This window comes from Pseudorhodoferax aquiterrae (assembly GCF_014652235.1).
GTDB classification, from domain to species: domain Bacteria; phylum Pseudomonadota; class Gammaproteobacteria; order Burkholderiales; family Burkholderiaceae_C; genus Pseudorhodoferax; species Pseudorhodoferax aquiterrae.
Window position 1 is genome coordinate 49,009 of record NZ_BMYK01000023.1, and the last position, 13,600, is coordinate 62,608.

At 70.6% G+C, this 13,600-nt stretch carries 12 protein-coding genes; 4 read left to right on the top strand and 8 right to left on the bottom strand.

Annotated elements, in window-relative coordinates:
* The first annotated feature begins 2 nt into the window (after window positions 1–2).
* Genes IE209_RS25715 through IE209_RS25725 form a run of 3 tightly spaced genes read left to right on the top strand, consistent with a single transcriptional unit; the run spans window position 3 to window position 3,261 of the window.
* Complete coding sequence (locus tag IE209_RS25715; RefSeq protein ID WP_189689727.1) at window positions 3–1,004, top strand: 2Fe-2S iron-sulfur cluster-binding protein; 1,002 nt, start codon at window positions 3–5, stop codon at window positions 1,002–1,004.
* Complete coding sequence (locus IE209_RS25720) at window positions 1,004–1,783, top strand: SDR family oxidoreductase (protein WP_189689786.1); 780 nt, start codon at window positions 1,004–1,006, stop codon at window positions 1,781–1,783. Before IE209_RS25715 ends, IE209_RS25720 begins: the two co-directional genes overlap by 1 nt.
* Window positions 1,784–1,794: 11 nt before the next feature.
* Complete coding sequence (locus IE209_RS25725; protein WP_229883047.1) at window positions 1,795–3,261, top strand: gamma-glutamyltransferase family protein; 1,467 nt, start codon at window positions 1,795–1,797, stop codon at window positions 3,259–3,261.
* Window positions 3,262–3,276: 15 nt separating this feature from the next.
* Here the strand turns inward: IE209_RS25725 and IE209_RS25730 are convergent, their stop codons facing one another.
* The 4 genes from IE209_RS25730 to IE209_RS25745 are packed head-to-tail and all read right to left on the bottom strand — an operon-like array spanning window position 3,277 to window position 6,682.
* Window positions 3,277–3,945, bottom strand: coding sequence for a cysteine hydrolase family protein (locus IE209_RS25730; protein WP_189689729.1), 669 nt, complete (start codon window positions 3,943–3,945; stop codon window positions 3,277–3,279).
* Between the two features lie 11 nt (window positions 3,946–3,956).
* Window positions 3,957–4,787 carry an ABC transporter permease gene (locus IE209_RS25735; RefSeq protein ID WP_189689787.1) on the bottom strand — a complete coding sequence of 277 codons (831 nt, stop codon included), beginning with the start codon at window positions 4,785–4,787 and terminating at the stop codon, window positions 3,957–3,959.
* Between the two features lie 42 nt (window positions 4,788–4,829).
* Window positions 4,830–5,666: an ABC transporter ATP-binding protein gene (locus IE209_RS25740; RefSeq protein ID WP_189689730.1), complete on the bottom strand. Its 837-nt coding sequence runs from the start codon at window positions 5,664–5,666 to the stop codon at window positions 4,830–4,832.
* Window positions 5,666–6,682, bottom strand: coding sequence for an ABC transporter substrate-binding protein (locus IE209_RS25745; protein WP_229883049.1), 1,017 nt, complete (start codon window positions 6,680–6,682; stop codon window positions 5,666–5,668). Before IE209_RS25745 ends, IE209_RS25740 begins: the two co-directional genes overlap by 1 nt.
* Before the next feature lie 401 nt (window positions 6,683–7,083).
* Between IE209_RS25745 and IE209_RS25750 the strand changes: the two genes are divergently transcribed.
* Window positions 7,084–8,616, top strand: a complete 1,533-nt coding sequence (locus IE209_RS25750; protein ID WP_189689731.1) for a hypothetical protein — start codon at window positions 7,084–7,086, stop codon at window positions 8,614–8,616.
* Window positions 8,617–8,644: 28 nt separating this feature from the next.
* Here IE209_RS25750 and IE209_RS25755 read toward each other — a convergent pair whose 3' ends face one another.
* The 4 genes from IE209_RS25755 to IE209_RS25770 form a co-directional block, all read right to left on the bottom strand.
* A complete protein-coding gene (locus tag IE209_RS25755) occupies window positions 8,645–9,877 on the bottom strand; it encodes a CoA transferase (protein ID WP_189689732.1) in 1,233 nt (410 codons plus the stop codon).
* A complete protein-coding gene (locus IE209_RS25760; protein WP_189689733.1) occupies window positions 9,874–10,752 on the bottom strand; it encodes an HTD2 family dehydratase in 879 nt (292 codons plus the stop codon). Before IE209_RS25760 ends, IE209_RS25755 begins: the two co-directional genes overlap by 4 nt.
* 35 nt (window positions 10,753–10,787) lie before the next feature.
* Complete coding sequence (locus IE209_RS25765) at window positions 10,788–11,600, bottom strand: gamma-glutamyl-gamma-aminobutyrate hydrolase family protein (protein ID WP_189689734.1); 813 nt, start codon at window positions 11,598–11,600, stop codon at window positions 10,788–10,790.
* Window positions 11,601–11,690: 90 nt separating this feature from the next.
* Window positions 11,691–13,499 (bottom strand): S8 family peptidase, encoded by a 1,809-nt coding sequence (locus IE209_RS25770; RefSeq protein WP_189689735.1) that lies wholly within the window; start codon window positions 13,497–13,499, stop codon window positions 11,691–11,693.
* Between the last annotated feature and the right edge of the window lie 101 nt (window positions 13,500–13,600).

The following is a 13,600-nucleotide window of genomic DNA, read 5'->3' on the forward strand; positions in this document are numbered from 1 at the left end:
CCATGGAACACCGCGTGCACTGGCTGGAGGGCGACACCACCTTCGCCGTGGCGAGCGGCGAGACCGTGCTGGACGCCGCGCTGCGCCAGCAGGTCGCCCTGCCGCACGACTGCCGCTTCGGCGGCTGCGGCACGTGCCGCGTGAAGCTGGTCGAAGGCCGCGTGCACTACGAGGAGCAGCCGTTCGCCCTCGGCGACGAAGACATGGCGCGCGGCGAGGCCATCGCCTGCCAGGCGCGGCCCTGCAGCGATCTGGTGCTGAGCGTGGCGCCGCCGCTGCGGTGCTCGCCGCCCACGCGCGCGCGCGCCGTGGTGAAGGATGTGGCGGCGCTCGCGCACGACGTGGTGCACCTGCAGCTCAGCCTGCCGGACGAACCGCAACTCGTCTACCAGGCGGGCCAGTACATGAACGTGCTGCTGGGCGACGACCGGCACCGCAGCTTCTCGATGGCTTCCAAGCCCGGCAGCGGCCTGGTGGACTTCCATGTGCGCCGCATCGCGGGCGGACGCTTCACCGACCGCGCGCTGGCCGCGCTGCGCCCCGGCGACGTGCTCGACGTGGAGGTGCCGCTGGGCCAGTTCCGCTACCACCGCGAGGACGAGCGGCCGATCGCCATGCTGGCCACCGGCACCGGCCTGGCACCGCTGAAGGCCATGCTGGAAGCGCTGATGGACGACGCGGACTGCCCGCCCGTGAGTCTGTACTGGGGCATGCGCGACCAGGGCGGGCTGTACCTGCACGACCGCATCCCGTCCTGGGCCGAGCGCCTGTACGACTTCCGCTACGTGCCGGTGCTGTCCCGCCCCGGCGCTGGCTGGAGCGGGCGCACCGGCTACGTGCACCAGGCCCTGCTGGAAGACCAGCCCGACCTGTCCGAGCACGCGGTCTACCTGTGCGGCTCGCCGAACATGGTGGCCGACGCGCGCAGCGCGGCCATCGCGCACGGCGCCGATCCGCAGTACGTGTATGCCGACGCCTTCACCTTCCAGGAGAACACCCGATGATGGATCTCGGCATCGCCGGCCGCACGGCCCTGGTGTTCGGCGGCAGCAAGGGCATGGGCCGCGCCTGCGCGCTGCACCTGGCGCGTGCCGGCGTGCAGGTCTGCATCGCCGCACGCACCGAGGCCACGCTGGCCCAGGCCGCGGCCGAACTCGGCGCCGCGACCTCGGCACCGGTGCGCTGGGTCGTGGCCGACATCACCACACCGGCCGGCCGCGATGCCGCACTGGCCGCCTGCCCCGACCCGGACATCCTGGTCAACAACGCCGACGGCCGCCCGCCCGGCGATTTCCGCGACTGGTCGCCGGCCGACTGGCATGCGGCGCTGGACGCGATGATGGTCGGCCCGATCGAGATGATCCGCCGCACGGTGGACCCGATGATCGCGCGCCGCTTCGGCCGCATCGTCAACATCGTCGCGCGCAGCGTGAAGTCGCCGCAGGCCGAGCTGGGCTTGTCCAACGGCGCCCGCTCGGGGCTGGTCGGCTTCGTCTCGGGCCTGTCGCGCCAGACCGTGCGCCACAACGTCACGATCAACAACCTGCTGCCCGGCGCCTTCGCGACCGATGCCCAGCGGCACCACGTGCGCGCAATGGCCGAGCAGTCGGGCCAGTCGTTCGAAGCGATCTGGCAGGAGCGCGAGGCGGCCACGCCCGCCGCCCGCTTCGGCGAGCCCGACGAGATCGGCGCGCTGTGCGCCTTCGTCGCCTCGCAGTACGCGGGCTACATGACGGGACAGAGCCTGCTGGTGGACGGCGGCTCCTACCCGGGCGCGTTCTAGCCATGGCGGACATGGCTCCCCTGGCGTCCGCCGCCGGCGTGCTGGGCGACGCATGCATGGTGGCCACCGGCCACCCCCTGGCCTCGCAGGCAGCGCTGCGCATGCTGCGTGCCGGCGGCAGCGCGGTCGACGCCGCCATCGCGGCCGACGCGGTTCTGGGGGTGGTCGAGCCCATGGCCACCGGCATCGGCGGCGACATGCTGGCCATGGTCGTACAGGCCGACGGCACGCCGGTCTCCTACAACGGCACTGGCCGGGCACCCGCCGGCCTGGACGCGGCGCTGGTCTGCGCCCTGCCCGGCGCACGCATCCCCGAACGCCACCCCTATGCGGTCACCGTGCCAGGAGCCGTGCGCGGCTGGCACGACATGCACCACCGCTTCGGGCGCCTGCCCTGGCCGGTGCTGTTCCAGCCGGCCATCGCCGCCGCCCGCGACGGTTTCGCCGTGGCGCCGGTCTGCGCGCGCGAATGGGCGCTGTTCGCCAGGGTGCTGCTGCGCGACGCCGCCAGCAGCACGCTGTACCGGGCCAGCGCGCCGCCGCGCGCCGGGGAGCGCTTCTCCAACCCTGAACTTGCACGCGTGTTGCAAGCGATCGCTGACGAAGGCCCCGACAGCTTCTATCGGGGGGCGCCTGCCCGCGCGGCGGCAGCCCAGGTCCAGGCACTGGGCGGCGTGCTGGCCGCGGAAGACTTCGCGGCCCACACCGGCGATTTCCGCACACCCGCCAGCACGCAGTTCCAAGGCCTCACGGTGCTGGAATGCCCGCCCAACACCCATGGCGTGGCGGTGCTGCGCGCATTGGACACGCTGGCCCGGCAGGACTTGAACCCGCAGGACCCGCAGACCACGGTGCGTGCCGTGCAGGCCATGGACGAGGCCATGCAGTGGGCGCAGCAGACCGTGGCCGACCCGGCCGGCAACACGGTCTGCACGGCCATCGTCGACCGGGACGGGCTGGGGGTGTCTTTGATGACCAGCGTGTTCAAGCGGTTCGGCTCCGGCATCGCGGCGCCGGGCTGCGGCTTCGTGCTGCAGAACCGGGGCTTCGGCTTCTCCGCACCCGGCCACATCAACGGGCCCGCGCCGCGCAAGCGGCCCTACCACACCGTGGTACCGGGCGCTGCGCTGCGCGAGGGGCGCCTGCACGCGGTGTTCGGCGTCGTCGGCGGCGCGATGCAGCCGCAGGGCCAGCTGCAGCTGCTGCTGCGGCTGGCGGCCTGGGGCGAGCCGCTGCAGGCCGCGCTGGATGCGCCGCGGTGGCGGCTGGAATCCGCCGCCGCGCTGGCCATCGAAGCCGGCACGCCCCCTCCCGTCGAACAGGCCCTGCGCGCAGCGGGCTATGCAGACCCGGCCGGCATGGGCGAGCTCGGCGGCCGCTCCGACTTCGGCGGCGCCCAGTGGGTCACGCGCCAGCCCGACGGCCGCCTGTGCGGCGCCTCGGACCGCCGCAAGGACGGCATTGCGGCAGGTTGGTAGACGCGCCTGCCGGCGCTATGCCTGCAGCCGCTCGATGACCTCGCCGCTCTCCAGCACATCGCCGAAGAACAGCATCCAGTTGTTCAGGCAGGCGATGTGCTCGTCCTGCGTCACGGCGGACAGCGTGTCCGGCACCATCACGGTGGCGTAGTCCATCATCATCGCGTCGCGCGCGGTGGACTCGCAGCAGGCATTGGTGACCGTGCCGCCGATCAGCACGTGCGTGATGCCATGCGCCGTGAGCACGGCGTCCAGATCGGACGAACCCGGCGCCAGCGCGCTGTAGCAGCGCTTGACCACGCGCGGGTCCTGCGGCTCGGCCTGCAGGCCGGGTGCCAGTTCGAAGCCCGCATGGCCGCGGCTGAGCTCCACCAGCCGGCGCGCGCTGCGCTCGGGCGTCAGCATCTTGGCGTGGTGGTGCGACCAGAACTGGTCGGCACCATCGGCGCAGGTCTGGATCCAGACGACCAGCCCACCGGCGGCGCGGACGGCCTGCGCCAGCCGGTTCACCGCGCCGAAGGTGGCGCGGGCCGGCGCGTTCTCGCCCTGGTAGCCGGGCTGGGTGAAGTAGTTCTGCAGGTCGACCACGACGAACGCGGTCTGGCGCGCCGGCAGGCGCTCGTGGGGGTGCAGGCAGCCCTGGCGGGCCAGCACGCGGTCGACCACCCATTGCGGAAATTCCATCTGCAGCTCCTTCAGCCGTAGCGCTTGGCCACCACGGCTTCGAGCCGCGCGATGGCCAGGTACATGAGTCCGGACAGCACGGCCAGCACCACGATGGCGGTCATGACGATGTTGAGCTTGAAGATCTGGCTGCCGTTCACGATCAGATAGCCCAGGCCCGCGTTGGCCGACTGGAACTCGCCGACGATCACGCCCACCAGGGCCAGGCCGATGTTCATCTTCAGCGCCGCGATCAAGGTGGGCACGCTGCCGGGCAGCACCACCAGGCGCAGCACCTGCGCGCGGCTGGCGCCCAGCGTCTGCGCCAGCTTGATCTTGTTCGGGTCGATGGACTGGAAGCCGTCGTAGACCACCATGATGGTGACGAACACTGCGATGGCCACCGCCATGCCGTAGACCGAGTAGTCCGATCCCAGCCACAGGTAGAAGATCGGCACGAAGGCGATCTTGGGCATGGCATTGGCCACGACCAGGAAGGGATCGAGCACCTTGTAGGCAAAGCCCGACCACCACAGCCCCGCCGCCACGGCGGTGCCGATGAGCATGCTCAGGCCGAAGCCGACCAACGTGGCGGCCAGCGTGGTCCAGGTGTGCATGGCGAGCTTGCCGTTGCGCAACAGGTCGAGGAAGGTGGGCCACAGCGCGCTGGGGTAGCTCGTGAGCATGGGGTTCACGATCTGCGCGCGGGCCAGGTACTCCCACAGCGCCAGGCTGGCCAGCAACAGCGCGGCGCGGGCCAGCACGATCCAGTGCCGGCGCCGCTGTTCGCGCGCCAGCCAGGCCCGGTACTCGGGACTGGGGGGCCTGGCACTGGAGGAGGTATGGGCGGCGGGCGGGGCCAGCGGCGCCGCGACGGGGCTGTGCGTGGTGCTTGTCATGATGGATCAGCCTTCGACATGGACATCCAGCTCGTCCCACAGGGTGCTGAAGTAGCGGTTGAACTCCGGCAGGCCGCGCACCGCGAACGGGCTGGGCCGGCTGCTTTCGTGGCCGGCAAAGCGCATCAGGTGCTGCGACTTGATGCGGCCGGGCCGGCGCGACAACACCACCACGCGGTCGGTCATGGCGATGGCCTCGCCGATGTCGTGCGTGACCAGCACCACGGACTTGCCCTCGCTGCGCAACACCTCGACGACCTCGTCGGCGATCGCCAGCCGGGTCTGCGAGTCGAGCGCGGAGAACGGCTCGTCCAGCAGCACCACGTCCGGGTTGGTGACCAGCGTGCGCGCCAATGCCACGCGCTGGCGCATGCCGCCCGACAACTGGCGCGGGTAATGGTGCAGGAAGTCGCCCATGCCGCACTTGTGCAGCAGGTGCGCTGCGCGCTCGCGCGCCCGCGGCAGGTTCAGGCCCTGGATCTCGGCGCCGAGCACGGCGTTGTCCAGGATGGTGCGCCACTCGTACAGGTAGTCCTGCTGCAGCATGTAGCCGATGCGCGGCGAGGGGCCGTTCACGGGCTTGCCGTCGACATGCACCGTACCCGACGACGCCGGCAGGATGCCCGCGATGATGGACAGCAGCGTGCTCTTGCCGCAACCCGACTGGCCGATCAGGCTCACGAACTCACCGGCTGCGACATCCAGCGAGATGCGCTCCAGCGCCTGGGTCTCGCCCGCGTGGGTGAAGTAGCGCAGCGACACGTCGCGCACCTCGATGCGCGAGGGCTTCAGCACAGGGGCCGACACGGTGCCGGCGCAGGGGCGATCGAGGACTTCGCTCATCACTTGGCCTTCGCGGCGAACTCGGTCACGACGAACTGCTCGTACGGCACGCGCTTGGCGGACTCCAGCACGCCGCTGGCCACCAGCATGTCCTGCAGCGACTCCATGGCGGCCTTCTCGACCACCGGACTGGTCTTCCACAGCCCGATGCCGCGGTAGCGTTCGATGGCGGCCACCAGCTCGGCCTGGCCCATGCCGGGGAAGAACTCGGCGATCTGCCGGGCCAGATCGGCCGCGGGTGCGCTGGCGACGTGTTTTTGCGCGCGGACGATCACGTTCGCCCAGGTCTGTGCGATGGCCGGGTTCTTCTTGAGGAAGGCGTCGGTCGCCGTGAACACGGTGTAGTCCACCGGGCCGACTTCGCGGCCGATGGAGGCCACGGCGAAGGCCTGGCCCGCTTTTTCCAGCGCGGTGGCTTCAGGCTCCAGGAAGATCGCGAAGTCGGCCTGGCCGGCCGTCCAGGCGCCGGCACGCGCCGCCGGCCCGATGTTGTTGACCAGCTTCAGATCCTTCTTGGGGTCCAGGCCCTTCTTGCGCAGCGCCGCCTCCAGGAACACGTCCGGGTTGGACCCGGGCCTGAACGCCATGACGGTCTTGCCCTTGAGCAGGCTCCAGTCGAACTTCTCGATCTTGCTGCGCGACATCAGCAGGAAGCCATCGGTGGCCGTCAGGCCCGCGAAGATCCGGGGCTTGACCGGCGACTCGCTGTTGGCCACGTAGACCGAGGCCTCGGGTCCGATCAGCACGACATCGGCGCTGCCGGTCAACAGCGCAGCCATGCCCTTGTCCGTGCCCTGGGAGGTCTTCATGCCGACATCGAGGCCGGCCTCCTTGAAGAAGCCCTGGCCCAGTGCGACGTACATGGGCACGTACAGCACCGAGCGCACGACTTCTTCATAGCGCACCTTGACCGGTGCCGCGGTCTGCGCCCAGCCAGGCAATGCGAGACCGCCGCCGGCCAAGGCGGGCACAGCCTGCAGCACACGACGGCGGGAAAGGAGCGGAGGGCGGGGCATCGGGGATCTCCTGGAAAAGCGGTTGAAGGGCAAGAAAACATACAGTATGCAATTCGCATACCCGATCCGCCGCAGACACGGCAAGACGGGCGCGCTAGCTGCGCCAACCTGAGAAACCGCTCGCAGATTAGTTGGGATACTGTATTCCTACACTTGGGAGTTACCCAGGCTTTTCGACGGGTAATCTCCGCCAGCGCCCGAAAACCGCCTCGCCGGGACCCCGTTTTGAAGCAGATCGCGCACCAAAACCATGCAATCTGACGATGGATGCCCGCTTCGGCAACCGTTCGTCCGGGTTCAAGGGCTGTTTTGCGGGTTCACCCCAGGTACGCAACTTGCATCATGCGCCATGCTTGGAATACTGTATTCCAACACCCCACGTTCTCGTTCAAGGAGTGCCCATGAACCCTGCTGTCCCTGTCGAAGCCGCCCATTGGGTGTACCTGGCCGGCGTCGCCGTCATCGTTCTCACGATGGTCCTGCGTGCCAATGTGGTCGTCCCGTCCATCGTCGCCACGTTCTGCGTGGCGCTGGCGTGGACGGGAAGCCCGATCTCGGCGCTCGGCAGCATCTTCAATGCGAGCTTCGTGGCCGCGAAGGAGCTGTTCAACATCTTCCTGGTGATCGCGCTGATGACCGCGCTGCTCAATGCGCTCAAGACGCTGCAGTCGGACATCCGCATGGTCGAGCCGTTTCGCGCCGTCATGAAGAACGGCCACACGGCCTACTTCGTGCTGGCCGGCATCACCTACGCGATCTCGCTGTTCTTCTGGCCCACGCCGGCGGTGCCGCTGGTCTCGGCCGTGCTGCTGCCGGCTGCCATTGCCGCCGGCCTGCCGCCGCTGGCCGGCGCCGTGGCCATCGCCATCGCAGGGCAGGGCATGGCCCTGTCGTCGGACTACGTGATCGGCGTGGCGCCCGGTATCAGTGCCAAGGCCGCCGGTGCCGTGGCCTCGGTGGTGGCCGACCGCGCGCTGGTGCTGTCGCTCATCACGGGCAGCGTGGCGCTGCTGATCGGCTACTTCTCGCTGCGCGGCCAGATCGTGCCGGCCAGCAACGCCTTGCTCGCGCGTTGGCAGGCCCAGTCGTCCAGCAACACCCCCGCCGTCGAATCGGCCGGCACCTTCGACAAGGCCGAGCTTGCGCGCGGCACCAGCCGCGACGCGCCTTTGCTGAGCGCCGCACAGATCAGTTCCGCGCTGGGCGCAGACGCAGGCCGCGTGATGTGGTCCAAGGTGTTCGCCGTCGTGACACCGCTGGCCTTCATGGCCGTGATCACCGCCATGGTGCTGCCCAAGGTCATGACCTCCATGCCCGATCTCAAGGGCGGCGCCGCCGCCACGCTGGTGGGCGGCATGGCGGCCATGCTCATGATGCTGGCCACGCTGGCCGCCGAAGGCCCGCGCAAGATGCTGGACACCAGCGCCGAGCACATCACCGATGGTTTCGTGTTCGCCTTCAAGGCCATGGGCTCGGTGCTGCCCATCGCGGGCTTCTTCTTCATCGGCGCGGGCGAGACCTCGGGCGCCATCCTGGGTGTGGCCGACGGCCTGAAGCCGCCGCACCTGCTGTTCGAGCTGATCCAGAGCGCGCAGCACCTGATTCCCAAGAGCCACGCTTTCGTGGCGTTCGGCGTGCTGCTGGTGGGCATGATCACCGGCATCGACGGCTCCGGCTTCGCGGGCCTGCCGCTGACGGGAACCCTGTCCGGCGCACTGGCGCCTGCCGCCGGCATGCAGGCCGAGACGCTGGCCGCCGTCGGCCAGATGGGCGCAGTCTGGACCGGCGGCGGCACGCTGATCGCATGGTCGTCCCTGATCGCGGTGGCCGGCTTTGCGCGGGTGCCGGTGCTCGATGCCGTGCGCGCGTTGCTGATGCCGGTCCTCTCGGGCCTGGTGGTGGCCACCATCTGCGCGGTGGTGTTCTGGAGCTGAGCATGGTGCGCCTGCGCAGAGCCGGCGCTCAGTCGGCCGCGCTGGCAACCACCCCACTGTCGTGCAACCGGCCGATGGCGCCGGCATCCAGGCCCAGCACCTCCGCCAACACGGCGTCGGTGTCGCTGCCGATGGTGGGCGCGGGCCGCGTGGGCACGCGCTCCATGGCCGGTGCACGCACGGCGCTGCCGGCCACCAGGTGCTCGCCCATGCCCGGTGTGTTCGTGCGTTCGAACACCGGGTTCTCCGTGCTCACGCGCCGGTCGCTGGCCAGCAGCTCGCCCACGGTCTTGTAGCGGCCCCAGCAGACCTTGTTCGCCTGCAACGCGCGCTCCACCTCGGCCGTGCCGCGCGCGGCGAACCAGGGCTCGACGAGTGCGGCGATCGCCTCGCGGCCTTCGTAGCGCTGGGCCTCGTCGTCGAAGTCCAGGCCCAGGCGCTGCTGCGTGGCGCCCACGGCCTCGGCGATGCCGCAGGCCTGGACCAGGGAACGCCACTGCCCGGCCGAGATCGCCGCGACCATGATGCGTTCACCGTCGGCCGTCGCGAAGTCGCGGCCGAAGGCGCCGTAGATGTGGTTGCCGATGGAGGGGCGTTCCTGCTGCAGCAGCTCGGCCTCGGCCAGCACGCCCAGGTTGGACAAGGTGGCGAAGGCCACGTCCGACAGCGCGATCTTGAGCTCGGTCCCCACGCCCTCGCGCTGGCGCCGGTTCACCGCGGCCACGATGGCGAACGCGGCCTGGTAGGCGCAGGCGACGTCCCAGGCCGGCATCACGTGGTTGACGGGCCGCTCGCGCGCGCCGCCGCCCGTGGCGTACGGATAGCCCGTGGCGCAGTTGACCGTGTAGTCCACCGCCGTGCTGCCGTCGGCGTTGCCCTGGATGGTGCAGCTGATCATGTCGGCGCGGCGCGCAGCCAGCACCTCGTGGGCGAGCCAGGGCGTGCCGATGTTGGTCAGCAGCACGCCGGCATCGGCACCCGGCGCCGTGGCCAGGGCCTGCACGAGTTCGCGGCCCTCGGGCTTGCGGATGTCGATGGCGACCGAGCGCTTGCCCTTGTTGAGGCCGGCCCAATAGATGCTGCGGCCACGGCCCTCGGGGTGCGGCATGCGCGGCAGCCGCGCATAGTCGATGCCGCCGCCGGGGATGTCCACGCGGATCACGTCGGCGCCGAACTGTGCGAGCGTGAGGCCGGCCAGCGGCGCGGCGATGAAGGCCGAACTTTCGACCACGCGCAGCCGGTTCAGGAAGGCGTAGGTCATGCTCCGCCCAGCTCGGCCTGCGCCTGCATGGCCAGCGCGCCTTCGTGGTCGCGCGCCCACAGCCTAAGCTTGCCGTCGCCCTCGTCGCGGCCGCAGACGCTGAAGCGGTGGATGTCGAAGATCGGCCGCACCGCCTTGAACGAGAAGCTGCGCACGCTCTGGCCGGGCCGCTCGCGCCGCACCAGGTCCAGCAGCAGCGTGGCGATCAGCGGGCCGTGCACGATCAGGCCGGGATAGCCCTCGACCTCGGTCACATAGCTGCGGTCGTAGTGGATGCGGTGGCCGTTGAAGGTCAGCGCCGAGTAGCGGAACAGCAGCACCGGGTCGGGCACGATGACGCGTTCGAACTGCGCGTCCGTGGGCGCGGCCTGCGGCGCGGGCGCCGGGGCGCCGGGTTGCGGCGCGTCGCGGTAGACGATGTCGTGCTGCTCGGTCAGCGCCACGCCGTCGGCGTCGCCGTAGCTGTGCTCCACCGTCACGAACACCAGCGCGCCGCTGCGGCCGCTCTTGGTGCTCACGTCCAGGATGCGCGAATGGCGCTCGACGGTCGCGCCCAGCCGCAGCGGGCGGTGGAACTGCAGCCGGCCGCCGGCCCACATGCGGCGCGGCAGCGGCACGGGCGGCAGGAAGCCGCCGCGGCGCGGGTGGCCGTCCTCGCCGATCTCGCGCGCGGGTGCCAGGGGCAGGAAGTACAGCCAGTGCCACAGCGGCGGCAGCGCGTCGCCGGCCACGGGCGCAGGGTCCTCGCGGTCCAGCGTGGCGGACATGGCGGCCACGGGCTGCAGCGTCAGCAGGTCGCGGCGCGATTCGCTGCGGCCGATCCAGCCGCGCAAATGGTCCAGCTCGGTCGAAGAAGAGGGCGTGGTGGTGCTCATGCCGCGATGGTGCGCGATTTGCGCACCCGCGGCCATCAGCTTTTGGCGAAGGGGCTGTTCGCCGCGCGGCGCGCGGCCACGGCGTCCAGGAAGTCCTTGAGCATGGCGGCGTCGTCGATGGTGTCCGAGCCGGGCTGGTGGAACTCGGGGTGCCACTGCACGGCCGCCACATAGCTCTTGGCCGGATCCTTGCGCCGGATCGCTTCGATGATGCCGTCGCTGACGCTGAAGGCCTCGGCCTCGAAGGCGTCGGCCAGGCGCTTGATGGCCTGGTGGTGGATGCTGTTGACGCGCACGCGCTCCACGCCCGGGTACAGCCGCGACAGCCGCGAACCCTGCAGGATGTTGACGCTGTGGTAGTTCAGGTCGTAGGTCACCGCATCGCGGTGCACGAAGGAATCGGGCACCTGGGTGTTGATGTCCTGGTACAGCGTGCCGCCGAAGGCCACGTTGAGCAGCTGCAGCCCGCGGCAGACGCCGAAGATGGGCTTGCCCACGGCCTCGAAGGCGGCCACCAGGGCCTTGTCGTATTCGTCGCGGATGCGGTCGCCGGCCCAGTTCTCGTGCAGCGGCTCCTCACCGTAGCTGCCGGGCCAGACATCGGCGCCGCCGTGCATGACCAGGCCGTCCAGCCACTGCGCATAGTGCTCGTAGGTCACGTCGCCGCGCTGGGTGCTGCCCGTGGGGCAGGGCACCATCACGACCATCGCGCCGGTGGACATCAGCCAGTGCGCGATGGACTGCTCCACGTACTGCAGCGTCTTGCCCGTGAACAGCGAGCGCGCCGGGTCCGCGTGCGAGAAGCAGGCGGACAGGCCGATCTTGAGGCGGCTGTGGACGGTGCTCATGGCGGCGGTGCGCAAAAGAAGGCCATTCTGCCCAGGCCGCCTCGGCACGTCGCCGCCGCGCCGCAAGCCCCGATGCGGGGCACGGATTCGCTAGGCGGCACGCCGGCGCCAGGCCAGCAGCGCCAGCGCCCACAGGCCGGCGCCCCACCACCAGCCGCTGGCTCCGCCACCACCACCACCGCCGTCACCGCCGCTGCCATTCGCGCTGGCCGTGGCGGCGAGCCTGGCCACGTCGCGCTGACCGGCGTTGTCCGTCACGGTCAAGCTGAACACATAGGAACCGGCCACGGGCAAGGTCGCCGTGGTGTTCGCCGCGGACGGGTTGGCGATGGACGCGGTGGCGGGGCCAGAAACCTGGGCCCAGCGGTACGCCACGATGCTGGCCCCCGTGCTGGCCGTGCTGCCATTGCCGTTCAGCGCCACGGCGTTGCCCGCCGGAACGGTGGTCACGGGTGCGGCGACAGCACGCGGCACGAGCGAAGAACCCGCCGCCAGCACGGCCTGCGCGCCATCGAGCAGGCCGGCGCCGCAGGTGCTGGTGTCGCAGTTGCATGGCACCGTGCCATTGGTGCTGCACCGCAGTGCGCCGGCGACCGCCACGTGGGGCCGCGCCGCATCCTGCATGCGCACCACGAGTTGTGCCGGGGTCAGCGCCGGGTTGACGGCCAGCATCAGCGCCGCCACGCCTGCCGCCTGCGGCGAGGAGAAGCTCGTGCCCAGCTTTTCGCCGTAGGTGTCTACACCGGGCGTGGTGATTCCGTTGTTGTCCAGGGAATAGATCGGCCGCGTCTGGGTGCCACCCGGCGCAGAGATGCCAACGCGCGCGCCGTAGTTGGAATAGGCGGTCTTGCGCCCATCCTCCTGCACCGCGCCGACGGCCAGCACGCCATTGCAGTCGGCCGGCCTGGCCACGGCACCGGCCTCGTTGCCCGCGGCCACCACCAGCAGCGCACCGGCATCGGTGATTTCGTCGATCACGTCCTGGTAGCTGGGGCTGCAGGCGGCGTCGCCGCCGAAGCTCAGGTTCAGCACGCGGGCCGGGGTGGCGTTCGCCGGTGCCCCGGCCACGCTCAGGCCCGCGGCCCAGCGCATGCCGTCCAGCAGGTCGGACAGGAGCGCACCGCACTTGCCGGCGATGCGCACGGGCAGCACCTTGGCCTGCCAGTCGATGCCGGCCACGCCCAGGCCGTTGTTGGTGGCCGCTGCGATCTGGCCGGCGATGAAGGTGCCATGCCAGGAGCTGGCCTCCGTGTCGCAGGTGGAGAACAGCGGCGAGCGCTTGTCCGACTCGCTGACCCAGTCGCCCGGGTCGTTGGGATCGGCGTCGCGGCCATCGCCATCGTTGGAGTACTCCACTTCACTCACGAAGTCGTACCCCGCGACGAGGCGGCCCGCCAGGTCGGGGTGGTTCAGGCGCACGCCGACATCCAGCACCGCCACGACCACCGAGCCGCTGCCCGTCGTGACGTCCCAGGCGGCCGGCATGTTCATGGCTGCGGCGTAGGTGGTCGGCGCCTGCAAGTGCCACTGCCTCACATAGTCCGGGTCGCTCGGAACGGCCAGGCGCCGCACGCGCACGTCGGGCTCCACGTCCAGCACATCGGGATTCAGGCGCAGGCGCCGCACCGTGGCCTCGAGCTGGGCGCCGGACTGCGCGGCCGGCATGCGCAGCAGCTGGTGGTGCCGGCCGACGGTACGCTCGTCCTCGAAGCCCACGCCCGCGGCGTTGGCCACGGAGCGCAGGCGCTCGCGCGCCGCCTGCGGCGCCTCGCGCGTCGAAGCCGTGGACTCGGCCTGCGGCTTGAGCCGCACGATCAGGTTGCGGACCGGCTCCTGGCTGGTCTGGGCCGGGGCCAGCAGCGGAACAGCGAGCAATGCAGCAGCGATGAATTTGAGCATGCGCGGCGTTGTAGCACGGCGCGGTGGTACGCCGCGTGGGAAATGCATGACAGCGTGTGACGCCCCACCGGCTTGCACGACAATCGGCGCCCTCGCGCGAC

Excerpts from the sequence above, each read along its gene's own strand:
- IE209_RS25715 (WP_189689727.1), top strand. The coding sequence starts at position 3 with ATGGAACACCGCGTGCACTGGCTGGAGGGCGACACCACCTTCGCCGTG.
- IE209_RS25720 (WP_189689786.1), top strand. The coding sequence starts at position 1,004 with ATGGATCTCGGCATCGCCGGCCGCACGGCCCTGGTGTTCGGCGGCAGC.
- IE209_RS25725 (WP_229883047.1), top strand. The coding sequence starts at position 1,795 with ATGGCTCCCCTGGCGTCCGCCGCCGGCGTGCTGGGCGACGCATGCATG.
- IE209_RS25730 (WP_189689729.1), bottom strand. The coding sequence starts at position 3,945 with ATGGAATTTCCGCAATGGGTGGTCGACCGCGTGCTGGCCCGCCAGGGC.
- IE209_RS25740 (WP_189689730.1), bottom strand. The coding sequence starts at position 5,666 with ATGAGCGAAGTCCTCGATCGCCCCTGCGCCGGCACCGTGTCGGCCCCT.
- IE209_RS25745 (WP_229883049.1), bottom strand. The coding sequence starts at position 6,682 with ATGCCCCGCCCTCCGCTCCTTTCCCGCCGTCGTGTGCTGCAGGCTGTG.
- IE209_RS25750 (WP_189689731.1), top strand. The coding sequence starts at position 7,084 with ATGAACCCTGCTGTCCCTGTCGAAGCCGCCCATTGGGTGTACCTGGCC.
- IE209_RS25755 (WP_189689732.1), bottom strand. The coding sequence starts at position 9,877 with ATGACCTACGCCTTCCTGAACCGGCTGCGCGTGGTCGAAAGTTCGGCC.
- IE209_RS25760 (WP_189689733.1), bottom strand. The coding sequence starts at position 10,752 with ATGAGCACCACCACGCCCTCTTCTTCGACCGAGCTGGACCATTTGCGC.
- IE209_RS25765 (WP_189689734.1), bottom strand. The coding sequence starts at position 11,600 with ATGAGCACCGTCCACAGCCGCCTCAAGATCGGCCTGTCCGCCTGCTTC.
- IE209_RS25770 (WP_189689735.1), bottom strand. The coding sequence starts at position 13,499 with ATGCTCAAATTCATCGCTGCTGCATTGCTCGCTGTTCCGCTGCTGGCC.